At 68.7% G+C, this 22,909-nt stretch carries 20 protein-coding genes; 18 read left to right on the plus strand and 2 right to left on the minus strand.

Annotated features, from left to right (window positions below; all coding sequences use genetic code 11):
* The 16 genes from H582_RS0110275 to H582_RS0110350 form a co-directional block, all read left to right on the plus strand.
* Positions 1–301, plus strand: a 301-nt coding sequence (locus H582_RS0110275; protein WP_028598489.1) for a transposase, incomplete at its 5' end; no start/stop codon positions are given.
* A gap of 1,349 nt (positions 302–1,650) precedes the next feature.
* Positions 1,651–2,850, plus strand: a complete 1,200-nt coding sequence (locus H582_RS0110280) for a BMP family ABC transporter substrate-binding protein (protein WP_028598490.1) — start codon at positions 1,651–1,653, stop codon at positions 2,848–2,850.
* A 109-nt stretch (positions 2,851–2,959) separates the two neighbouring features.
* Positions 2,960–4,567 (plus strand): ABC transporter ATP-binding protein, encoded by a 1,608-nt coding sequence (locus H582_RS26905; protein WP_084137045.1) that lies wholly within the window; start codon positions 2,960–2,962, stop codon positions 4,565–4,567.
* Positions 4,564–5,766, plus strand: coding sequence for an ABC transporter permease (locus H582_RS26910; RefSeq protein ID WP_084137048.1), 1,203 nt, complete (start codon positions 4,564–4,566; stop codon positions 5,764–5,766). Before H582_RS26905 ends, H582_RS26910 begins: the two co-directional genes overlap by 4 nt.
* Before the next feature lie 21 nt (positions 5,767–5,787).
* Positions 5,788–6,717 carry an ABC transporter permease gene (locus H582_RS0110295; RefSeq protein ID WP_028598491.1) on the plus strand — a complete coding sequence of 310 codons (930 nt, stop codon included), beginning with the start codon at positions 5,788–5,790 and terminating at the stop codon, positions 6,715–6,717.
* A 54-nt stretch (positions 6,718–6,771) separates the two neighbouring features.
* Positions 6,772–7,824 (plus strand): FAD binding domain-containing protein, encoded by a 1,053-nt coding sequence (locus H582_RS26915; RefSeq protein WP_043111183.1) that lies wholly within the window; start codon positions 6,772–6,774, stop codon positions 7,822–7,824.
* Positions 7,821–10,247 carry a molybdopterin cofactor-binding domain-containing protein gene (locus H582_RS0110305; protein ID WP_028598492.1) on the plus strand — a complete coding sequence of 809 codons (2,427 nt, stop codon included), beginning with the start codon at positions 7,821–7,823 and terminating at the stop codon, positions 10,245–10,247. The genes H582_RS26915 and H582_RS0110305 overlap by 4 nt, the downstream gene beginning before the upstream one ends.
* Before the next feature lie 361 nt (positions 10,248–10,608).
* Positions 10,609–11,064, plus strand: coding sequence for a (2Fe-2S)-binding protein (locus H582_RS26920; protein WP_043111186.1), 456 nt, complete (start codon positions 10,609–10,611; stop codon positions 11,062–11,064).
* A gap of 14 nt (positions 11,065–11,078) precedes the next feature.
* Positions 11,079–11,561, plus strand: coding sequence for a nucleoside deaminase (locus H582_RS0110315; RefSeq protein WP_028598493.1), 483 nt, complete (start codon positions 11,079–11,081; stop codon positions 11,559–11,561).
* Positions 11,558–12,064 (plus strand): 2-oxo-4-hydroxy-4-carboxy-5-ureidoimidazoline decarboxylase, encoded by a 507-nt coding sequence (uraD, locus tag H582_RS0110320; protein WP_028598494.1) that lies wholly within the window; start codon positions 11,558–11,560, stop codon positions 12,062–12,064. Before H582_RS0110315 ends, uraD begins: the two co-directional genes overlap by 4 nt.
* 18 nt (positions 12,065–12,082) lie before the next feature.
* Positions 12,083–12,466: a hydroxyisourate hydrolase gene (uraH, locus tag H582_RS0110325; protein WP_028598495.1), complete on the plus strand. Its 384-nt coding sequence runs from the start codon at positions 12,083–12,085 to the stop codon at positions 12,464–12,466.
* Positions 12,467–12,521: 55 nt separating this feature from the next.
* Positions 12,522–13,979: an allantoinase AllB gene (gene allB / locus H582_RS26925; protein WP_084137051.1), complete on the plus strand. Its 1,458-nt coding sequence runs from the start codon at positions 12,522–12,524 to the stop codon at positions 13,977–13,979.
* A gap of 25 nt (positions 13,980–14,004) precedes the next feature.
* Positions 14,005–15,546, plus strand: a complete 1,542-nt coding sequence (locus H582_RS26930) for a Zn-dependent hydrolase (protein ID WP_052333130.1) — start codon at positions 14,005–14,007, stop codon at positions 15,544–15,546.
* Positions 15,543–16,916, plus strand: coding sequence for a pyridoxal-phosphate-dependent aminotransferase family protein (locus H582_RS32810; RefSeq protein ID WP_028598496.1), 1,374 nt, complete (start codon positions 15,543–15,545; stop codon positions 16,914–16,916). The genes H582_RS26930 and H582_RS32810 overlap by 4 nt, the downstream gene beginning before the upstream one ends.
* Positions 16,913–18,508 carry a gamma-glutamyltransferase gene (gene ggt, locus H582_RS0110345; protein WP_028598497.1) on the plus strand — a complete coding sequence of 532 codons (1,596 nt, stop codon included), beginning with the start codon at positions 16,913–16,915 and terminating at the stop codon, positions 18,506–18,508. Before H582_RS32810 ends, ggt begins: the two co-directional genes overlap by 4 nt.
* A gap of 180 nt (positions 18,509–18,688) precedes the next feature.
* Entirely contained in the window at positions 18,689–19,237 is a 549-nt protein-coding gene (locus H582_RS0110350) for a chromate transporter (RefSeq protein WP_028598498.1), read from the plus strand.
* Between the two features lie 419 nt (positions 19,238–19,656).
* On the opposite strand, the gene H582_RS0110355 is transcribed toward H582_RS0110350, so the two are convergent.
* Positions 19,657–19,890 carry a pyridoxamine 5'-phosphate oxidase family protein gene (locus H582_RS0110355; RefSeq protein ID WP_127464630.1) on the minus strand — a complete coding sequence of 78 codons (234 nt, stop codon included), beginning with the start codon at positions 19,888–19,890 and terminating at the stop codon, positions 19,657–19,659.
* Positions 19,891–20,301: 411 nt separating this feature from the next.
* Between H582_RS0110355 and H582_RS29990 the strand changes: the two genes are divergently transcribed.
* Both H582_RS29990 and H582_RS0110370 read left to right on the plus strand, forming a co-directional pair.
* Positions 20,302–21,537 (plus strand): PAS domain-containing hybrid sensor histidine kinase/response regulator, encoded by a 1,236-nt coding sequence (locus H582_RS29990; protein ID WP_052333131.1) that lies wholly within the window; start codon positions 20,302–20,304, stop codon positions 21,535–21,537.
* Between the two features lie 81 nt (positions 21,538–21,618).
* Positions 21,619–22,158 carry an NADPH-dependent FMN reductase gene (locus tag H582_RS0110370; RefSeq protein ID WP_028598500.1) on the plus strand — a complete coding sequence of 180 codons (540 nt, stop codon included), beginning with the start codon at positions 21,619–21,621 and terminating at the stop codon, positions 22,156–22,158.
* Between the two features lie 462 nt (positions 22,159–22,620).
* On the opposite strand, the gene H582_RS0110375 is transcribed toward H582_RS0110370, so the two are convergent.
* A partial coding sequence (locus tag H582_RS0110375) for a transposase (protein ID WP_028598501.1) occupies positions 22,621–22,909 on the minus strand: 289 nt, incomplete at its 5' end.

A 22,909-nucleotide genomic window follows, 5' to 3' on the forward strand; every position in this document is an offset into this window, starting at 1 on the left:
CGCGGTGCTGGCCTTCCCGGAGGCCTACCGCGTGCGGCTGCGCACCTCCAACGGCATGGAACGCCTGAACGGGGAGATCCGCAGGCGCGAGACGGTCATCCGCATCTTTCCCAATCGCGCTTCCGTCATCCGTCTCATCGGAGCCATGCTCATGGAAGAGAACGAGTACTGGATGACGAAGAAGCCGTACATGGACATGACGGACTTCAAGGCGTGGAAGAAGCAGAAAGCCACTCAGGGCGCCGGCTCGGAGGAGCAGGAAACCAGCACCACCATGACGGAAGCGACGGACAGCCTTTAAACCCGATTCCATTTTCTACCGAGAAGTGTTTTTACACACAATTATGGACTTGACCTCGAACAGGTGTCCCGACGTCGGAGTTGCGCGGAAAATCCGAGTAACTGTGCTCAAACAGGTGTCCCGACGTCGGAGTTACGCGGAAAATCCGAGTAACTGTGCTCAAACAGGTGTCCCGACGTCGGAGTTACGCGGAAAACCCGAGTAAGCAGGCGGTCTGAGGGGCGGAGCCGAGGCGATAAGTCGAAAAAATCGGGTTAGCGGGCCGTCGGAGCAGGGTTGGCGGGCTGTAACCCGAAGAAATCGGGTTAGAGAGACGTCGGAGCGGGGTTGGCGGGCTGCAACCCGAAAAAATCGGGTTAGCGGGCCGTCGGAGCAGGGTTGGCGGGCTGTAACCCGAAGAAATCGGGTTAGAGAGACGTCGGAGCAGGGTTGGCGGCTGCAACCCGAAAAAATCGGGTTAGCGGGCCGTCGGAGCGGGGTTGGCGGGCTGTAACCCGAAGAAATCGGGTTAGAGAGACGTCGGAGCAGGGTTGGCGGCTGCAACCCGAAAAAATCGGGTTAGCGGGCCGTCGGAGCGGGGTTGGCGGGCTGCAACCCGAAAAAATCGGGTTAGCGGGCCGTCGGAGCAGGGTTGGCGGGCTGTAACCCGAAAAAATCGGGTTAGAGAGCCGGAGGAGCGGAGCCGAGGCGATAAGTCGAAAAAATCGGGTTAGCGGGGGCGTGGAAATCCAAACGGGCGGAGTTGAGCGGGAAAATCGACCAGCTGTCCGGACGGATGGTGACGGGCAAGATGCTTGATCGGGTTGCAGATGGCAAGCGAAGCGGGAGCCCGCCCCGCGCCCACCCCTCGCCCACCCCGCGCCCACCCCGGGCCTGCCCCGCGCCTATCCCGCGCCTATCCCGCGCCCATCCCGCGCCCATCCCGCGCCCATCCCGCGCCCATCCCGCGCCCATCCCGCGCCCATCCCACGCCCATCCCGCGCCCACCCCGCGCCCATCCCGCGCCCACCCCGCGCCCATCCCGCGCCCGTCCGGCGCCCACTCGCGCCTGCCCTGCGCTCGCCACGCTCCCGCACCCATGCATAAATATGACATGCATATAATGCAAAGAAGAGCCGGAATAAATCGTTTCGGCAACCGTTCCGACGTATTTTCGTGCGCCGCGCACAATGAAAGCCGATCCATTTCCATTCATGCACAAATATATGTGAGGTAAGTTGACGTAAAAACGAACCGCCTCCTATAGTGGAAGACATGGCAGCGCGGCAAAGCGCCGAATGCCCGTACTTCCAGCACATCCTGCGCCGTCCGGCCATTATCGGACGCGCAGCATTTAAAGGAGGATAAGGATGAAAAAGAGGGTCAGAACGTTCAAAAGCGCCATATGGCTATGCGTGGCGGTCATGCTCGTGCTAGCCGGATGCTCCGCGGGAGGCGGCAGCTCGAACAATGGAGCGGCGGCTCCCAGCAACGAAGCGTCGAACGGCGGCGCAGCGGCGAACGCCGGAACTGCAAGCGAGAACGCAGGCGGCGAAGGCGGCACGATGCCGAAAATCGAGAAGCCCCGCGTCGCTTTCGTCTACATCGGTCCTCCAGGAGACGGCGGCTGGACGTACGAGCATGACAAAGGCCGCCAATACATGGAAGAGCAGACCGGCCTCAAGGCCGATACGGTCGAGAACGTGCCGGAGAGCGCGGACGCCGAGCGCATCATCACCGAGCTGGCGCAAAACCACGACATCGTCTTCACGACGAGCTTCGGCTACATGGACTACACGCTGAACGTCGCGAAGAAGTTCCCGAAGGTCATCTTCGAGCATACGGCCGGCTACAAGACGAACGACAACATGAGCACGTTCTTCGGCAAAAACTTCGAGGCGAGCTACCTGTCCGGCATCGCGGCCGGCAAGCTGACGAAGAACAACCAGATCGGCTACGTCGGAGCCTTCCCGATTCCCGAGGTCATCTACAACATCAACGCCTTCGCACTCGGCGCGCAGAGCGTCAACCCGGACGCCAAGGTGAGCGTCGTCTGGTCCAACACCTGGTTCGATCCGACGACCGAGCGCCAGGCGGCGGTCAGCCTGCTGGACAAAGGCGCGGACGTGCTGATGGCGTACCAGGACAGCCCGGCGACGATCCAGGCGGCGGCGGAGCGCGGAGCTTTCGCCGGCGGCAACGATTCGGACATGAGCCGCTTCGCCCCGGACACGTACATGACGAACCCGGTCTGGAACTGGGGGCCGTACTACACGATGGTCGTCAAGTCCGTCATGGAAGGCACGTGGAAGAGCCAGCAGTACATGGGCAGCATGCAGGACGGCATGGTCGGCCTCGCGCCGCTCGGCGCCAAAGTGCCGGACGACGTCAAGGCGCTCGTCGAGGAGCAGCACAAGAAGGCGATGGAAGGCACGCTTGACGTGTTCCAGGGCCCGATCAGCGATCAGAGCGGAGCGGCCAAGGTCGAGGCGGGCAAGTCCTTGACGATGGAAGAGATTCTGAACATGAACTGGTTCGTGAAAGGCGTGGAGGGAACGATCCCGAACTGACGGCCTTTCCTGCGGCCTGCCGGAGCAGCGCTCAGATCCCTTGCAGAAGGGATCTGAGCCGCTTCCGGGGAGGCGCGCGAGCTGCATTTCAAGGAGGCGGATTGAGGCGATGAGCACCCATCCAGCGGTGGAGATGAGGAAGATCGTCAAGCGCTTCGGCAGCGTGACGGCCAACGATCAGGTGGACTTCACGGCGGAGCGGGGCGAGATCCACGCCCTGCTCGGGGAAAATGGAGCCGGCAAGAGCACGATGATGTGCATGCTGTCCGGCGTGTACCGCGCCACCGAGGGCGAGATCCGGATCCAGGGCCGGCCGGTCCGCATCCGCTCGCCCAAGGAGGCGGCCGAGCTCGGCATCGGCATGGTGTTCCAGAACTTCCGGCTCGTGCAGACGCTGACGGCGGCCGAGAACATGGTGCTGGGCGAAAAGGGCGGCTTCTGGCGCGGCGCCGGCTGGATGAAGAGAAAGACGAAGGAGATCGCCGAGCTGGCCGAGCGCTTCGGACTCGGCTTCCCGGTCGACCGGCCGATCTGGCAGCTGTCGGTCGGCGAGCAGCAGCGGGTGGAGATCGTCAAGACGCTGTACCGCGGCGCCGACATCATCATCCTCGACGAGCCGACCTCGGTGCTGACGCCGGGCGAGGCGGAGCAGCTGTTCGCCACGCTGCGCCAGATGCGCGCGGAGGGCAAGACGATCCTGATCACGACGCACAAGATGAAGGAGGTCATGAGCGTCGCCGACCGCATCTCCGTCATGCGCAAGGGCCGCATGATCGCCTCGCTCGCCCGCGAGGAGACGGACGAGCGGCAGCTGGCGCAGCTGATGGTCGGCAAGGAGGTCGTCCTCCAGCGCAAGGAGCGGGAGCCGGCCGGCATGGAGCCGCTGCTCGCGCTGCGCGGGCTGAAGGCGCTCGGCCACGGCGGGCGCAAGGCGCTCGACGGGCTCGACCTGGAGGTGAGGAAGGGCGAGATCGTCGGCATCGCCGGCGTCGCCGGCAACGGGCAGAAGGAGCTGGCGGAGGTGCTGAACGGCCTGCATCCCTGGTCCGGCGGAGAGATCGAGTTTGACGGCGCGGTCTGGAAGCGGGCGTCGGCGCTGGAGGCGATCGAGTCGGGCATCGCGCATATTCCGGAGAATCGGATGAAAAGCGGCCTGGCCGGCAGCCTGGCGATCGCCGACAACCTGCTCTCCAAATCGTACCGCGGCCCGGAGCGCTCGCGCCTCGGCCTGCTGCGGGGAGGCGCCAACCGGCGCTGGGCGCAGTCGCTCGTCGAGCAGTTCGACGTGCGCACGCCGAGCCTCGATACGCCGGTGCGGATGCTCTCGGGCGGCAACCAGCAGAAGCTGCTGTTCGCCCGCGAGATCAGCATGCGGCCCAAGCTGATGGTCGCCGTGCATCCGACGCAAGGGCTGGATGTCGGGGCGGCCGACAGCGTGCATCGCATGCTCATGGAGCTGCGCGCCTCGGGCAGCGGAGTGCTGCTCATCTCCGAGGATCTCGACGAGATCCTGCAGCTGTCCGACCGCGTGCTCGTCGTCTTCGGCGGGCGCATCATCGGGGAGATGGCGCATGACGAGGCGGACCGCCAGCGCATCGGCCTGCTCATGACCGGCTCCGCCGGCGCGGAGGAGGCGGCGGCGGGACGCGCCGGGGCCGAGGAGGCTCTCCGGCAGCCGGACCAACCTGATCCTGACGGCAAGGAGGCCATCGTATGAATCCAACATCCGGCCCGGCGGGACTCGAAGCGGTGCTCGCTCCGGCCCGGCAGGCGGCCCAGGCGTCGGCGAGCCTCGCGGGAGGGGCGCCGGGCAGTCCGGCCGCAGCCGCAGCCGCATCGACGCCGGGAGCGGCGCGCAAGCCGCGCTTCCCGCTGCGCTTCGAGCTCGATCCGGCAGGCAAGGGCTCCCCGTGGTGGACGCCGATCGTCTCGGTCGTCGCGGCGCTCCTGATCTGCGCCGTCTTCATCGCCGCCAACGGCATGAACCCGCTGACCGTCTACGCCAAGATGATGAACGGCGCGTTCGGCTCCAGCTTCGGCTTGACCGAGACGCTCGTCAAGGCGATTCCGCTGCTGCTGTGCGGCCTCGGCGTCTCGATCGCCTACCGCATCTCCGTCTGGAACATCGGCGCGGAGGGGCAGCTGCTCGCCGGCGCGATGGGCGCGACCGCGATCACGATCTACCTGCCGGGGCTTTCGCTCTGGCTGACGATTCCGGCGATGCTGCTCGCGGGCATCGCGGCGGGCGCGCTGTGGGGGCTCTTCACGGCCATTCCGCGCACGTATTTCCAGGTCAACGAGCTCATCACCTCGCTCATGCTGAACTACATCGCGCTGCTGGCGCTCAATTACTTCGTCTTCGGCCCGTGGAAGGATCCCAAGGGCTTCAACTTCCCCGGCACGCCGATGTTCGGCGACAACCAAATGCTGCCGGTGCTCGGCGACACGCGCCTGCATCTGGGCCTCGTCTTCGCCGTAGGCGCCGTCGCCCTGTACGCCGTCCTCATCCGCTACACCCGCTGGGGCTACGAGCTGCGGCTGATCGGCGCCAATCCGGACGCCGCGCGCGGAGCCGGCATCAACATCCGCAAGCATATCCTCATCGTCATGGCGGTTAGCGGCGGCCTCGCCGGCATCGCCGGCATGGCGGAGGTGGCGGGCGTGTCTCACCGCCTCATGTACGGCATCTCGCCGGGCTACGGCTACACGGCGATCATCGTCGCCTGGCTCGCCAAGCTGCATCCGGCCGGCCTGCTCGTCACGTCGTTCCTGTTCGGCGGGCTCATCGTCGGCGGCTACAGCGTGCAGACGATCGGCATGCCGTCGTCGATCTCGTCGATGATCCAGGGCGCGATCCTGTTCTGCCTCATCGCCGGCGACATGGCCGCACGCTTTCGCATCCGTCGCGCCGCCTAATCCCGATCGGAGGAACCTGACATGGACTTCATCACTCTGCTGCTTGCCGCCGCGATCGCCTCCGGCACGCCGCTGCTGATCGCGACGCTCGGAGGCATCCTGAGCGAGCGCGCCGGCATCATCCAGCTCGGCACGGAAGGCATCATGCTCATGGGCGCGGTCAGCGCCTGCCTCGTCTACATCCGCTCGGGCAGCCTCTGGGCGGCGCTCGCCGCCGTCGTGCTCGTGTCCGCGGCGCTCGGCCTCGTGCATGCGTTCATGACCGTCACGCTGCGCGCCAACCATATCGTCAGCGGGCTGGCGATGACGCTGTTCGGCGCCGGCCTCAGCGCCTATCTCGGCAAGCCGGTCGCCGGCCAGCCGCTTCCGGGCGCTTTTCCGAGGCTTGAACTGGCGTTCCTGGACGGCGTGCCGTTCCTCGGGCCGATCTTTGGCCGTCTTGACTGGTTCACCTGGATCAGCTTCGCGCTCGCGCTCGGGCTGCATCTGCTCATCCACCGCACGTCGTGGGGGCTGCATCTGCGGGCGATGGGCGACAATCCGGCGACCGCCGACGTCATGGGCATTCCCGTGCAAGCGGCGCGCTACGCCTACGTCGTCGGCGGGGCGGTGCTGATCGGGCTCGCGGGAGCGAACATGCTGCTCGTCTACTCCCCGACGTGGAACGAAGGGATGACCGCCGGCCGCGGCTGGATCGCCGTCGCGCTCATCATCTTCGCCCGCTGGAACCCGCTGCGCGCGCTGCTGTGCGCCTATTTCTTCGGGGCGCTCGACTCGATCGGCTTCCGCATCCAGCTGGAGGGCTCGCTTATTCCGTCGTACTTCCTCAAGATGATCCCGTACGTCGTGACGATCCTCGTGCTCATGTACCTCGGCTGGAGAGGACGCGGTAAGCCGTCCGGCTCGCCGGAGTCGCTCGGCCTGCCGTATATCCGCGAGCAGCGGCTGTAGCGTAGAGAGCGGCGATCGGATCGGATAGGACATGAGGGCGAAGGGGGAAAAGGGATGAGCTTGAAGGAAACGGCCGGGCCGCTGCTGCTGCAGCCGGCCACGCTGGAAGAAGCCTGGCGGCTCCGGTGGAGGCACGGCTTCGCCGCCCTGCCCGTCGCCGGCGGCACGCTGCTGCGGACGCAATGGGAGAACGGCGTGCTGGCGCCGCCGTCCGTCCTGCTCGACCTGCGCCGGATCGGCGGACTCGCGGACATCGGGCCGCAGCCGGACGGCAGCCTGCGCATCGGCTCGCAGGCGACGCTGTCGGCCGTGCTGAAGGCGCCGGCGAGCGCCGGCTGGCCGCTGCTGCGCGAGGCGCTGCGCATGATCGCCGCGCCGGGCGTGCGCAATCTCGGCACGCTCGGTGGCAACATCGCGTCGGCCGTCGGCGACAGCCTGCCGGCGCTGCTCGCGCTGGACGCGGAGCTGGAGTGGTACGACGGCGCCTCGCTCGCCGGGCAGAGCCTCGAGGCCTGGCTGGAGGAGCGCCGGGCCGGAGCGGCTCCGGAGCGCCGCCTGCTGGCGGCGGTGACGCTGCCGGCGCCTGGCGGAGCTGCCGGCGCTGCCGGCGCGGCTGGCGAGGCGGGCGGCGCGAGCGAAGGGAGCGGCAGAGCTCGGGCCGCTAGCGGCAATGGCGCCGGAGCCGGAGGCGCAGAGGGAGCCTGCGCCGCTGACTTCAGCGGCGGGCATGCGAGCGGCGGCCGCTGGCACGCCTGGCGCAAGATCGGGCGCCGCGAGTCGTTCACGCCGGCGCTCGTCTGCGTCGCGGCGGCGGGCGGCCCGGCCGCGCCCGTTGGCGCGCCCGGCGCATGGCTGCGGCTCGCGGCCGGAGGCGGCTCCGCTCCGCCGCAGCGGCTGCGGCTCGCCGAGCGGGCGGCGCTCGCGGCGCTGGCCGCAAGCGGCGATGCCGCCCGCGCGGCGGCGGCCGCGTTCGAGGCGGCGCTGACGGAGTACGCGCCGGCGGGAGACGCTTTTGCCGATGCGGACTATCGGCGGCGCTGCGCGGCCAATCTGGCCGCGGCGGCGGTATGGGAAGGATGGACAGCGAGAGGAGGAGAGCGGCGATGATCCTGACCCGGGAAGGAAGCGGCGAGCGCTGGCGGATCCGTCCGGACGGCGCTGCCAAGGTGGACGGCAGCCTGGCGTACCTGACGGACATGAGCCGTCCCGGCACGCTGTGGGCGCGAGTGCTGCGCAGCGAGCACGCGCATGCGCTCATCCGCTCGATCCGCACGGAGCGGGCGGAGGCGCTGGCGGGCGTGCATGCGGTCATCACCCATCGCGACGTGCCGGGGCTGAACCGGTTCGGCATCGCTTTTCCGCATCAGCCGGCGCTGTGCAGCGACCGGGTGCGCTACGTCGGCGACGCTGTCGCGGCGGTCGCCGCCGACACGCCGGAGATCGCGGCGTTGGCGCTGGAGCTGATCGAGGTCGAGTACGAGCCGCTGCCTCCGCTGACCGACCCCCGCCTCGCGCTGCTGCCGGACGCGCCGCAGCTGCATGAGGACGGCAATCTGCTGCATCGCACGGAGTACCGCACCGGCGAGCCGGAGGAGCTGGAGGCGCTGTTCGCCGAGTGCGCGTTCGTCGTCGAGAGGGAGTATGCGACGCCTCGCCAGATGCACGCTTATATGGAGACCGAGGGCGGCCTGTTCATCCCGGAAGCGGATGGCAGGCTGACCGTCTACTCGGCGACGCAGCACGGCCTCATGGACCGGATGCAGCTCGCCCGCATGCTGGACTGGGAGGAGGAGCGCATCCGCGTCGTGTCGAGCCCGATCGGCGGCTCGTTCGGCGGCAAGGACGAGCTGAACGTGCAGCCGTACGGCTCGCTGCTCGCGCTCAAGACCGGGCGTCCGGTGCGGCTGCACAACTCGCGCATGGAGTCCGTGCGGGCGGGGCTGAAGCGCCATCCGATGCTCATCACGATGCGCACCGGCACGGACCGGTCCGGGCGGCTGCTCGCGCATCGCGCCCGCATCCTGTCGGATACGGGGGCGTACGCGACGCTGGGAGCGGAGGTGCTCAACTTCTCGACCGAGCATGTGATCGGGCCGTACCGCTGGGGCATGCTCGATGTCGAGGGGCATGCGGTGTACACGAACAACGGCGTGTCCGGCGAATTCCGCGGCTTCGGCGGCAACCAGGCGATCTTCGCGCTGGAAAGCCAGCTCGACGAGCTGGCGGAGCTTCACGGCATCGACCCGTGGGAATTCCGGCGGATGAACATGCGCGAGCCGTCCGATCCCGGACCGCTCGGCCAGCCGATCGCGCCGACCGACGGCGCGCGGCAGGTGTGGGAGGCGCTGGAGCGCTCGCCGCTGTGGCGGTCCCGGCACGGCGCCAAGGCGGGCGCCGGCGGGCAGGCTGCGCGGAGCGGCGAGGCGGAGGCGGCTCTGCCGGCGGATAAGCGGGCTGCGGCGGCGTCGAATGCGGCGCGGGCCGCAGCGCAGGCGGAGAGCGCGGCAGGCGCCGAAGCGGCTCCGGCGCCGCCTCCGTGGGTGCGCGTCGGCTACGGCGCGGCGCTGACGATGCACGGAGCCGGACTCGGCTTCGGCATCCCGGACCCGGCGGGCGGCATTCTGCGCCTGGCGGCGGACGGCGTCATCGAGGCGGTGTTCGGCTACGAGGAGTTCGGCCAAGGGCTGATCGCGACGCTGAGCGGCATGCTGATCGAGCAGTTCGGCTTCGCGCCGGACGACTTCCGCATTCTCATCGGCGACACGGATATCGTCCCCAACAGCGGCTCGTCGACCGCCTCGCGCGCCACGAGCATGATGTGGATGGCGCTGCGGCGGCTGCGTCCGGAGCTGACGCGGCGGCTGACGGAAGCGGCAGCCGAGGCGTCGGGCATTCCGGCCGATCGTCTGCGCGTCGGCGCGGGCGGCGTCTGGGACGCAGGCGGCGGGCTCGTCGCCGCGTATGCGGAGCTGGCGCGCCGGACGGCGGCGGACCCGATCGTCTGCGAGACGACGTTCCACTACCCGACTACGAGCAAGCCGCATGTCGGCGCGCATTTCCTGTACACGTACGCTGCCGTCGCCGCCCGCGTCGAGGTCGACCTGCTGAGCGGCAGGGTCAAGGTGACCGACCAGCATCATGCCGTCGCCGCCGGTCCCGTCGCCAATCCGCAGGGATATCTTGGACAGATCGAGGGCGGCGCCTCGATGGCGCTCGGCTTCACACTGAGCGAGGATGCGGTCATGGAGGCAGGGCGCTACGCGACGCGCAACCTGGATACGTATCTCGTGCCGTCGGCCGCCGATGTCGGCCGGCTGACGGTCGAGGCGATCGAGGAGCTGCCGGAGGACGACACGTACGGTCCGCGCGGCGTCGGCGAGATCGGCTCGGTGGCGCTCGCCCCGGCGATCACGGCCGCGATCCGCGACGCGGTCGGCGTGCGGGTGCGCAAGCTGCCGCTCGAGCCCGGCGTGCTGCTGCAGCCATGGAGCGACGAGTGGCAGGCGAAAGGAGGCGGATGCGATGAGTGACGACAAGAAGCGCTATCCGATCGGCGAGTCGGAGCCCGAGCGGCGCCGGCAGGCGGAGCGGGCCGCGAGCGGGCCGCAGGCTGCGGCGCAAACGCCGGAGCCGGCCCGTCGCGGGACGGAGGCGCCGGCCGAAGCCGGCCCGGAGGCCGCGGCCATGCGGATGCCGGCCGGCGCCCCGGCGCCGGAGCCGCCGGTCGCGGCCGGAGAAGAAGGCGCCGCCTCCGCTTTGGCGGAGCTGGCTTCGGCGCAAGCGGTGCTGGCGCCGGAGCGGCTCGATGCCGATGCGGCGCCGGCCGAGCTCGCGCCGGCCGAAGCCGCGCCAGCGCCGCCGGCGGGCGGTCCGCTCTGGCTTCGCTTTCGCCTGAACGGGCAGCGGCGCGAGCTGCGGGTCGACCCGTCGCGCCGCCTGCTGGCGGTCATCCGCGAGGATCTCGGCCTGACCGGCACGAAGCGCTCCTGCGAGATCGGCCGCTGCGGCGCCTGCATGGTGCTCGTGGACGGCGAGCCGATGAACAGCTGCCTGCTGTCCGCCTACCAATGCCAGGAGGCCGACATCGTGACGATCGAAGGGCTGCGGGACGAACGGGCCGAGCGCGTGAAAAGCGCCTTCCTTGAGGAAGGCGGCTTCCAATGCGGCTACTGCACGCCGGGCATGGTCGTCAGCGTGACGTCGATGCTGGCCGCCAATCCGTGCCCGTCCCGGGCCGAGACGGAGGAGGCGCTGGCCGGCAACATCTGCCGCTGCACCGGCTACGGCAGCATCTTCCGCGCGGTATGCCGGGCTTCGGCCGGCGAGCCTGACGCGAACCTGATTTAAAAGGAGAGATCGCCATGAGCGACAGAGACCATATCCGCTATCTCAAGCGGGCCGTCGAGGTGTCTGAGGCGGCGCGCGAGTCCGGCAATACGCCGTTCGGCGCGCTGCTCGTCGGCCCGGACGGCGAGATCCTGCTGGAGCAGGGCAACATCGAGGTGACCGAGCGCAACTGCACCGGCCATGCCGAGACGACGCTGATGGAGCGCGCCTCGGGCCTTTACGACAAGAAGTTCCTGTGGGACTGCGCGCTGTACACGTCCGTCGAGCCGTGCGCGATGTGCTCGGGCTCCATCTACTGGGGCAATGTCGGCACCGTCGTGTACGGCATCAGCGAGAAAAGGCTGCTGGAGCTGACCGGCGACGACGAGCAGAATCCGACGCTCGACCTGCCGTGCCGCGAGGTGTTCGCCGCCGGCCAGAAGCCGGTGACGGTCATCGGGCCGTTCGAGGAGCTGGACGAGGCGATCGTCGCCGTGCACGCGGGGTACTGGACATGAGCGGGCAGGTTACGATCGCGGAGCTGAACGCGATGACGCCGGAAGCGTTCGCCAAGACGCTCGGCGGCATCTACGAGCATTCGCCGTGGGTCGCCGAGCGGGCCGCGGCGGGCCGGCCGTATGCCGGCCGGGAAGAGCTGCATGCCGCGATGGAGCGGGCCGTGCGCGAGGCCGGCGAGGAAGCGGTGCTGGCGCTGCTGCGGCAGCATCCCGATCTCGGCGCGCGGCTCGTGATGAGCGAGCATTCCGTCGCCGAGCAGCAGGGCGCGGGCCTCGACCGGCTGAGCCCGGAGGAGTACGAGACGTTTTCGGCGCTCAATCGGCAGTATGTGGAGCGGTTCGGCTTTCCGTTCATCCTCGCGGTGAAGGGCAAGGACAAGGACGGCATCCTGCAGGCGCTGCAGGAGCGGACGCCGCGGGAGCGCGAGGCGGAGCTGGAGCAGGCGCTGCGGGAGATCGGGCGCATCACCGGCTTTCGGCTGGCGGACCTGATCGCGGACTAGGCAGGGAGGAGGAGCGAGATGGACGGAGGGAGATTGACGACGCATGTGCTGGACACGTCCAGAGGACGCCCGGCGGCAGGCATGGCGCTGACGTTGACGCGCCTGGCCGGAGAGGGGCAGGCCGGCCTGCTGCGCGAGGCGGTCACCAATGCCGACGGCCGCATCGACGGCCCGCTGCTGGCCGGCGAGGAGCTGACGCCCGGCACGTACGAGCTGCTGTTCGAGGCCGGCGCGTATTTCCGCTCGGCGGCAGCGGCGGCAGGCGCAGGCGCGGCCGCTGCGGCGGGAGAGGCGTTCCTGGAGCAGGTGCCGATCCGCTTCACGATCGCCGACGGCTCGCAGCATTATCATGTGCCGCTGATCGTCGCGCCGGGAGGGTACAGCAGCTATCGGGGCAGCTGAGCGAGGCGGGCCTCGCGCGCTTCCGTCATCAGCGGTTAGGAAAGGGGCGAACATCATGGGAGAGAAGAGGGACCTTCCGGCCGCAGGCTGGACAACGGTGATCAAGGGCGGCGACATCGTCCTGCCGGACGCCGCGGAGCCGCAGCGGCTGGACATCGCGATCGCCGGCGGGGCGATCGCCGCAATCGGTCCGGAGCTGGACGCGGCCGGGGCGGAAATCGTCGACGCGTCGGGGCTGCTCGTGCTGCCGGGCGGCGTCGACGTCCACGTGCATTTCAACGAGCCGAACATGGGCCACTGGGAAGGGTTCCCGACCGGCTCCGCCGCGCTCGCCGCCGGGGGCGTGACCGCCTACGCGGACATGCCGCTGAACGGGCTGCCGGCGACGGTCGACCGGGCGGCGCTGGCGCTCAAGGCCTCCTGCGCCGAAGGTCGCTCGGCCGTCGACTATGCGTTCTGGGGCGGGCTCGTCCCGGGCAAGCTCGAGGAGCTGGAGCCGCTGGCGGAGGCCGGCGTCGTCGGCTTCAAGGCGTTCGTCTCCAAGCCGGGCGGAGAAGGCGAAGGCCGCTTCGTCGAGGCGGACGACTGGACGCTGTACGAAGGAATGCGGCGCATCGCCTCGTTCGGCGGCGTGCTGGCGCTGCATGCGGAGAACGACAGCATGACGACGGCGCTCGGCGATTCGATGCGGCGGGCAGGCCGCGTCGGGGCGCTCGACTTCGCCGCCTCGCGGCCGCCGGTGGCGGAGCTGGAGGCGGTGCACCGGGCGCTGTTCTACGCGGAGCTCACGGGCTGCCGGCTGCACTTCGTGCACATCAGCCATCCGGACAGCGTGGAGCGGATCGACCGCGCGCGCCGGGACGGCCTGGACGTGACCGTAGAGACATGCCCGCATTATCTGATGCTGACGGCGGACGACATGGCGCGGATCGGGCCGGTGGCCAAATGCGCGCCGCCGCTGCGGGACGCCGAAAGCGTCGAGCGGCTGTGGGCGCAGCTGGCGGAAGGCAAGATCGACCTCGTCGCCTCCGACCACAGTCCGAGCCCGATCGAGCTGAAGGCGGGGCCGGGGCTGAGCTTTTTCGACGCCTGGGGCGGCATCTCCGGCGCGCAGAGCACGGTCGAGCTCGTGCTCGGCGAAGGGCTGCGGCGCGGCATTCCGGCCGGCCGGCTCGCGCGGGTGCTGGCGGGGGCGCCGGCGGAGCGCTTCGGCTTGACCGGCAAGGGCGGAATCGCCGTCGGCAAGGACGCCGATCTGGCGTTGATCGACCGCAGCGCGGGCTACACGCTGGAAAGCGGCCACCTGCAGTACCTGCATCCGCATAGCCCGTACACGGGCATGCGGATGGACGTCCGGGTCGTCCGCACGCTGCTGCGCGGACAGGTCGTCTACTCGCTGGACGGCGGCGTCGTGGCGGCGGGAGGCGTGCGCACCGCTGGCGGCCTGGGGGCGCCGGCAGAGCGGCGGCAAGCCGCCGAGGCCGGGACGGGCGGATCGTTCGGCGGACGCTGAAAGCGGAAGAGAGGAGGGGGCGCGGATGGCGCTGACAAGCGAGCAGATGGAGCAGGCAGCCTCCTTCATGATGGAGCTGCTGCGGGAGCTGGCCTGGATCGGCGCGGAAAGCGCCGCGAACGCGGCGACGGCGGACCCGCTCGGGACGGCGGCGGCGCAGCTTTCGGCGGCCGCCGCCGAGGCGGCTGGAGGAGCGGGCGCGGCGCAAGCGGCGGGCCAGGCGGCGAGCCCTGCGGCAGGCGCGGCGGCGGGAGCTGCGGCAGGCGCAGAGGCCGTGCCGCCAGCAGCGGCAGGCGCAGCGGCGGTGCCGCCAACAGCGTCGGGCGCTGCATCCGCCGTGGAGGCGTCCGGGACGCCGCATGCGCCGCAGGGCCTGATCGGCCCGGCCGGCGCGCTCGGCGTGACGCGCCTGCTGTACGACGACGCTTGGCTGCAGGCGCAGCGCCTGCTGGAGCGGCGGCTCGCCGCAGCCGGCCTTGAGCCGCGCTTCGACCGCGCGGGCAGCCTGTTCGGCCGGCTGCCCGGGACGGACGGCGGGAGCCGCGTCGTCCTGACCGGCTCCCATATCGACACCGTGCGCCGCGGCGGCCACTATGACGGCGCCTACGGCGTCGCCGCCGGCATCGCCGCGCTGGCGGCGCTGAAGCGCTTTTGCGGACCGCCGCGCCGGACGCTGGAGGTCGTGTCGCTGTGCGAGGAAGAGGGCAGCCGCTTCCCGCTTTCCTACTGGGGCTCGGGCACGATGGTCGGCCGCTACGGGCTCGAGGGAGCCTCGTTCTACCGCGATCCGGACGGCGAGACGCTCGAGCAGGCGATGCTTGCGGCGGGCTTCGGCCGCCCGGAGCAGCCGCATCCGCGGCGCGATGACCTGGATGCGTTCGTCGAGCTGCATGTCGAGCAGGGCATCGTGCTGGAGCGGAGCGGAGAGCCGATCGGCGTCGTGCAGGCGATCGTCGGGCAGCGCCGCTATACGTTCACGGTGGCGGGCGAAGCGAACCATGCCGGCACGACGCCGATGCCGCTGCGGCGCGACGCGCTCGCCGGGGCGGCGGAGATGGCGCTGGCCGCCGAGCGGGCGGCCGTCCGCCGAGGCGAGCCGATGGTCGCCACCGTCGGGCAGCTCGAGACCGAGCCCGGCACGCCGAACGTCGTGCCAGGCCGCGTCCGGTTCACGCTCGACGTCCGGCATGACGAAGCCGAAGCGCTGGAGTCGTTCTGCCGCGAGCTGCTGGAGGAGCTGGACGGCATCGCCGCCCGGCGCGGCCTCGAGCTGCAGGGCGAGCTGTGGATGGACGCGCCGCCTGCGCGCATGGACGCGGAGCTGGCCGACCGGCTCGCGCGGGCGGCCGGCCGGCGCGGGCTGGCGGTCCGCCGCATGGCGAGCGGAGCCGGGCATGACGCCCAGCTGCTGTCGGAGATTTGTCCGGCGGCGATGCTGTTCGTGCCGAGCCGGGCCGGAATCAGCCACTCTCCGCTGGAATTTACGGAGGAGGCGCAGCTGGCCGGAGGCTTGGCGGTTTTGATCGATGCGCTATACGAGCTTGCCTACGAGGAGAGAGTGCCATGAAACGATACGCCGACCTGTCGCCGACGCCGAGGACGATCATGACGCCGGGGCCGGTGGAAGCCGACCCGCGCGTGCTGCGGGCGATGAGCCATACGATTCTGGGGCAGTTCGATCCGGAGTTCACCGCCATCATGAACGAGACGATGGAGATGCTGCGGGAGCTGTTCCGCACGGACAATCGCTGGGCGTATCCGGTCGACGGCACGTCGCGCTCCGGCCTGGAGGCGGTGCTCGCCGGGCTGATCGAGCCGGGCGACCGCTTGCTCGTGCCGATCTTCGGGCGCTTCGGCCATCTGCTCACCGAGCTGTCGCAGCGGCTCGGGGCGGAGGTCTATACGATCGAAAAGCCCTGGGGCGAGGTATTCGAGCCGCAGGAGGTGATCGAGGCGATCGACGCCTGCCGTCCGGATCTGGTGGCGATCGTGCACGGCGAGACGTCGACCGGCCGCGTGCAGCCGCTCGAGGCCATCGGCAAAGCCTGCCGCGAGCGCGGCATCCTGATCGCCGTCGACGCGGTCGCCACGCTCGGCGGCGTGCCGGTCGAGACCGACGCCTGGTGCCTGGACGCCGTCGTCGGCGGCGCGCAGAAATGCCTGTCGGTGCCGTCCGGCATGGCCCCGATCACCTACAACGAGCGCGCCGAGGCGAAGCTGCTCCGCCGCAAGCGCGTCGAGCGCGGGCTGCAGCCTCCGTCCGAGCCGGCGGCAGACGGCGCGGCCGCTTCCGGTTCCGCCGCGCCAGCAGCTGCGCCGGCAGGCCTTGCCGCCTTGCCCGCCGTCGGCAGTTTGAGTGCGGCCGCCCTCGCATCCGCCGCGCCGAGGCTGCAGCCGCCTGCCGCGAGCGAGCTCGGCGGCAGCGTCATCCGCAGCAACTACCTCGACCTCAGCCAGCTGCAGGATTACTGGAGCCCGGCGCGGCTCAACCATCATACCGAAATGACGTCGATGCTGTACGCGCTGCGCGAGGGCGTGCGGATCGTGCTGGAGGAAGGGCTCGAGGAGCGCTTCGCCCGCCATCGGCTGCATGAGTCGGCGCTCGTCGCCGGCCTGGAGGCGATGGGCCAGCGGCTGTACGGCAATCCGGCATGCAAGCTCGCCGTCGTCGCCTGCGTCGAGATCCCCGAGGGCATTGACGGCGAGTCGGTGCGATCGATGCTGCTGGAGCAGTTCGGCATCGAGATCGCCAGCAGCTTCGGCCCGCTCAAAGGCCGCATCTGGCGCATCGGCACGATGGGCTACAGCTGCTCGAAGCGCAACGTGCTGCTGCTGCTCGGCGCGCTGGAGGCGGTGCTGCTGCGCCACGGCGCGGAGCTCAAGGCCGGCGCGGCGGTGCAGGCGGCGCTCGACATCTATGAGGGGGGAAGCGTATGAAGCCGGTCATGCCGATGGGCTACCAGGGAATGGTCGCGACGCCTCATTACATCGCCAGCGAGATCGGGCGGGACATCGTGCGCCGCGGCGGCAGCGCGGCGGATGCGGCCGTCGCTATCAGCGCGGCGCTCGGCGTCGTCTACCCGCATATGACCGGCGTCGGCGGCGACGCGTTTTTCATGCTCTACGACGCGGCGAGCGGCGAGATGGCCGGCTACAACGGCAGCGGCCGCGCCGGCAGCCAGGTGACGCCGTCCGTTTATGCGGATGCCGGGGAGACGGCGATTCCGCAGCGCGGCGTGCGCAGCTCCATCACCGTGCCGGGCATGGTCGACGCCTGGTGGGAGGTGTGGCGGCGCGGCGGCCGGCTGCCGTGGGAGGAGCTGCTGGAGCCGGCGGCGCAGTATGCCGAGCAGGGCTTCCCGATCTCGCGCAACCTCGAGCACTGGATGCGGATCGGCGAGCGCGAGCTCGTGGCTTGCCCCGCGCTCGCGGCCGTCTACCTGCCGCAGGGCCGGCTGCTGCGGACCGGCGAGCGGCTCGTCCAGCCGGATCTCGCCCGCACGCTGCGGGAGCTGCAGGCGGCGGGCCGGGACGGCTTTTATACGGGGACGGTCATGGAGCGCATCGTCTCTGGGATGGAGCGGGACGGCGGGCTGCTGACGCGCGAGGACTTCGCCGCCCATCGCGGCGAGTGGGTGCCGACCGTGTCGGTCAGCTATCGCGGCTGCGAGGTGCATCAGATGCCGCCGAACTCGCAGGGCTTCTCCGCGCTGATGATGCTGAACGTGCTGGAGAACGCCGACCTCTCCGAGATCCCGCGCGATTCGGCCGCGTTCTACCATCTGATGGCCGAGACGGTGAAAAAGACGTTCCGCGACCGCGACCGCTACTTGACCGATCCGGACTTCGCGCATATTCCGCTGGAGCGGCTGCTGTCCAAGTCGTACGCCCGCCATCTGTACGACGAGATCGGCCGCAGCTTCCCGAATCCCGCAACGCATCTGTCGCCGGCGATGGGCCAGGATACCGCCTACGCCGCCGTCGTCGACGGCGAGGGCAACGCCGTTTCCTTCATTCAGAGCTTGTATTATGACTTCGGAGCGGCTTACATGCCCGAGGACACTGGCGTGCTGCTGCAGAACCGCGGCTCGTTCTTCTCGCTCGATCCGTCCGCTCCGAACGTGCTGGCGCCGGGCAAGCGCTCGTTCCACACGCTCATGCCGGCGATGATCCTGCGCGGAGGCAAGCCGTGGGCGCTCGTCGGCTCGCAGGGCGGGGAGGGCCAGCCGCAGACGCAGCTGTCCGTCATCACCGGCCTGATCGACTACGGCTGCACCGTCCAGGAGGCGCTGGCGCTGCCGCGCTGGATCTACGGTCGGACGTGGGGACAGGACAGCGACAGCCTCAAGCTGGAAAACCGCGGCCTGGCCGGCGCAGCCGCGACGTTGCGCGGCTGGGGGCACCGGGTCGAGCTGGTCGACGCCTGGGACGGCGTCACCGGCCAGGCGCAGGGCATCGTCATCGACGCCGACGGCCTCATGACCGGCGCGGCCGACCCGCGCGGCGACGGCCTGGCGATCGGCTGGTAGGCCTAGAGCTGCCAACCAGCCGACGCCTTGGCGATCGGCTGGTGAGCCTAGAGCTGCTTACTAGCCGACGCCTTGGCGATCGGCTGGTTGGCCCATAGGCTGCTTGCGAGCAGACGCCTTGGCGATCAGCTGGTTGGCTGGCTTTTCCCTCGGGCGCGGCATAGAAAGGAGCGAGCACGAGTGCTGGCGACATTATGGAATCTCTTTTACTCGTTCGGGGTGGCGACGCTGCTCGGCTACGGCGGAGGGCCGTCGATCATTCCGATCTATCAGGATCAGGTGGTGGGCCGATACGGCTGGATGACGACCGACGAATTCGGCAAGGCGCTCGCCTTCGGCAACGCGCTGCCCGGTCCGATCGCGACCAAGCTGGCCGCCTACATCGGCTACAAGGTCGCGGGCGTGGCCGGCAGCGCCGTCGCGCTCGTCGCGGTCGTGCTGCCGACGGCGCTTGTCATGGTGGCGCTCTCGGGCATCATGATCAAGCTGAGCGGCAACCCCGTCATCAAGGGCATGATCCGGGGCATCCAGCCGGTCATCTTCGTCATGATGGCGATGCTGGCGTACGACTTCTCAAAGTTCGCCTTCAAGGAAAGCTCCGGCTTCCTGAACTTCATGCCGTTCCTGATCGCGGCGGCGTTTTTCATCCTCGTGCAGTACCTGAAGCTCAACGCCGTCTGGGGCATCCTCGGCGCGCTGGCGATCGGGGCGGTCTTCCTGCGCGGCTAGGCCGTGTCGGCTTGGAGGGGCACCTTGATTCCAACGTAAAAACCCGTTTCCCCTTCCGCTGAAGCAGCGCTTCGGCAGGTCGGGAAACGGGTTTTTATCTGCATTGCGGCAAATTTACCACTGGTGGAGTCGCTGTAGAGGAAATGGAGCGAATCAGTGGTAAATTTACCACTGGCGGAGGCACTGCGAGGTAAATGGAGCGAATGAGTGGTAAATTTACCGCTGGTGGAGGCGCTACGGCGGAAATAGAGCGAATCAGTGGTAAATTTACCGCTGGCGGAGGCGCTGCGGCGGAAATGGAGCGAATGAGTGGTAAATTTACCGCTGGCGGAGGCGCTGCGGCGGAAATGGAGCGAATGAGTGGTAAATCTACCACTGGCGGGGCGCTGCGGCGGAAAGAGAGCGAATCAGTGGCACATCTACCACTGGCGGGGGCGATGCGACGGAAATGGAGCGCATCCAGTGGCATAGCCTTCGCTCAACGCGATCACGTCCGGTACGAGCTTCAGCACGCCGATGCTCGGATCGTCCGGACCCGACCAGTAGAGGTTCTTGCCGGACTCCCGCAGGCTGCGGATGGCCGAGCGGTTGTCCAGGATGGCGATCCGGCCCTGCACGTCGACGATGTCCTTCGGCCACATAAGGCCTGCCATGCCCAGCCCCATCAGCAGAGATGGCAGCGCGCTCGTCACCGGCCAGCTGGCCTTCCAACAGCGCGCTCGTCACCGGCCAGCTGGCCTTCCAACAGCGCGCTCGCCCCCGGCCAGCTCGCCTTCCAGCAGCGCGCTCGCCCCCGGCCAGCTCGCCTTCCAGCAGCGCGCTCGCCCCCGGCCTGGTTCGCCCTCCAGCAGCGCGCTCACCGGCCGGTTCGCCTTCCAGCAGCGGCGGTCTGCGGGCAGCGTGGCCAGTCCGTCATGGGCATCGGCATGTGCCTCGATCGCGGGCAGTTCTCTTGCTCGCTGCCGGCCGAGCCGCGGCGGCTTCCGTTCGTCATCCGGTTCTATTCGCAGCCGAAAGGTTAATGCACTTGCAAAGGGATCCAGCCAAGAGAGGAGCGGGGCGCCATGGCAGAGTGGAACGGATTCGAGGCGATCGTCATCGTCGCCGTGCTGACGCTCGTCCTGTTCGCGCTGAGCCTCATGCTGGAAAAAAAGGCGGCCTGGAAGGAAGCCGCCGGCAACCGGAGCCGTTACGATTCCATTTTCGAATACAATCCCGACATGGTCTGCCTGTTCAGCCGGGACGGACGGCTGCTGCGCATCAATCCGGCGGCGGTGCGCCTGACCGGCTACACGGCGGCGGAGCTGGAGGGCGGGCGCTTCTGGTCGATCGTCGAGCCGGAAGACCGGAGGCGCGTGAGCCGCTGCTTCCTGCGCGCCAAGCAGGGGCGCGCGCAGACATCGGAGCTGCGCATTCGCACCAAGGACGAGCGCGAGCTGGAGCTCAGCACGGTGTTCGTTCCTTGGGACGGGCGCGACGGCCGTATGGATATCTACACGATCTCGACCGATCTGACGCCGCGCAATGCGGCTTTGCGGGAGGCGTGGCAGGCCAAGCTGGAGGCGGAGCAAGCGCTCAAGATCAAAAGCGAGTTCCTCGCCGTCATGAGCCATGAGATCCGCACGCCGCTGAACGGCGTGCTCGGCATGAGCGAGCTGCTGCTCGACACCGGGCTGGACGAGAGCCAGCGGGAATACGTGCGCATCATCCAGAGCAGCGGCAGCGGCCTCATGGACGTGATGGACGATGTGCTCGACTATTCGCGTCTGGAGTCGGGCGGAGAGATTCCGTTCGCGCAGGAGCCGTTCGTACTTCGCGACGTCGTCGTGGGCTCGCTGCAGCTTTTTCTCGGCAAGCTCAAGGAGAAGAAGCTCGACGCCATCCTCGAGCTCGAGCCGGGCCTGCCGGAGGTGCTGGTCGGGGACGGCAAGCGGCTGCGCCAGGTGCTCAACAACCTGATCAGCAACGCCGTCAAGTTCACGGACGAGGGCGGCATCTCCGTCAAAGTCAGGGAAGTCGGACGGACCGGCGGCCGCATCCGTCTCGAGTTCTGCATTCGGGATACCGGCATCGGCATTCCGGAGGGCAAGCTCCATCTGCTCTTCAAGCCGTTCAGCCAGACCGACTCCTCCATCTCGCGCCTGTACGGCGGCACGGGCCTCGGCCTTGCGATCTGCCGCTCGCTCGTGGAGCGGATGGACGGGCGCATCGAGCTGAGGCCGCTCCAGCGGGGAGCGGAGGCGATCTTTGAGATCGAGGTTGGCGTTCATGAGGATGAGGACCCTTCGGCCACTTTGTAAATAAAATGCTTGAGAAAGTTCGCGAGCAGGCTATAATGGGAACAGGAACCCCATGAATGGAAACGAAAGGATGAACGATCGATGAAGCTTACGATCATTGCAGGAGGCAACCGCAAGGAATCGACCAGCACGAAGCTGCTGCGCTATATGGAGAAGGCTCTCCGGGAAAAGGAGATCGAGGTGACGTTCATCGATCTGCATCGCCACGCGCTGCCGCTTTATTCGTCCGATGCCGCCGAGCCGAGCGAGCAGATCGACCTGCTCGTGCAGGCCGTCGCCGACGCGGACGGCGTCATCCTCGGCACGCCGGAGTACCACGGGTCCTTCTCCGGCACGCTCAAAAACGCGCTCGACTACCTCGGCGCGGCGCAGTTCGAGGGCAAGCCGGTGCTCGTCGCCAGCTCCGCGGCCGGCGCGGTCGGCGTCAGCTCGCTGACGCAGCTGCAGACGGTCGTCCGCAACCTGCACGGCATCAACTGCACGGAGTGGGTTTCGATCGGCGGAGACGCGCGTACGTTCGGCGAGGACGGCGAGCCGGCCAGCGACAAGGTCAAGCAGCGCGTCCTTTACGCGCTGGAGCATCTGACGCGGCTCGTGCGCCAGCTGCGCCTGGCCGACTAAGCTCGCGGCGGCGCCCGCGCTTGAGCGGGCAGCCCGAGAGCGTCGGCGGCGCATGAGCGTCGGCAGCGGCAGAGGCGCGCAGACGAGGCGGCAGAGCTGGCCTCGGTCAGGCGAGGGCGAGGCGGCGTCGGCCGGTCGTCCAGCCTTTAGCGCCGCGCAGCAGAAAGGAGCGTTCCCGATCGGGAACGCTCCTTTTTGCTGCCGGAACGGACGGAGTTGCACGGAAAAACCGAGCAACTCGGGCGCGCAGGCGTCGGAAAGGAGGGAGATGCGCGGAAAAACCGAGTAACGCGGGCGCGCAGGCGTCGGAACGGAGGGAGTTGCGCGGAAAAACCGAGCAACTCTGGCTCGGTGGCAGCAGAACGGAGGGAGTTGCGCGGAAAAACCGAGCAACTCGGGCGCGCAGGGGTCAAGTCCATAATTGTGTGTAAAAACACTTCTCGGTAGAAAATGGAATCGGGTTTAAAGGCTGTCCGTCGCTTCCGTCATGGTGGTGCTGGTTTCCTGCTCCTCCGAGCCGGCGCCCTGAGTGGCTTTCTGCTTCTTCCACGCCTTGAAGTCCGTCATGTCCATGTACGGCTTCTTCGTCATCCAGTACTCGTTCTCTTCCATGAGCATGGCTCCGATGAGGCGAAGGACGGAAGCGCGATTGGGAAAGATGCGGATGACCGTCTCGCGCCTGCGGATCTCCCCGTTCAGGCGCTCCATGCCGTTGGAGGTGCGCAGCCGCACGCGGTAGGCCTCCGGGAAG

This window comes from Paenibacillus pasadenensis DSM 19293 (assembly GCF_000422485.1).
GTDB lineage: Bacteria > Bacillota > Bacilli > Paenibacillales > Paenibacillaceae > Paenibacillus_O > Paenibacillus_O pasadenensis.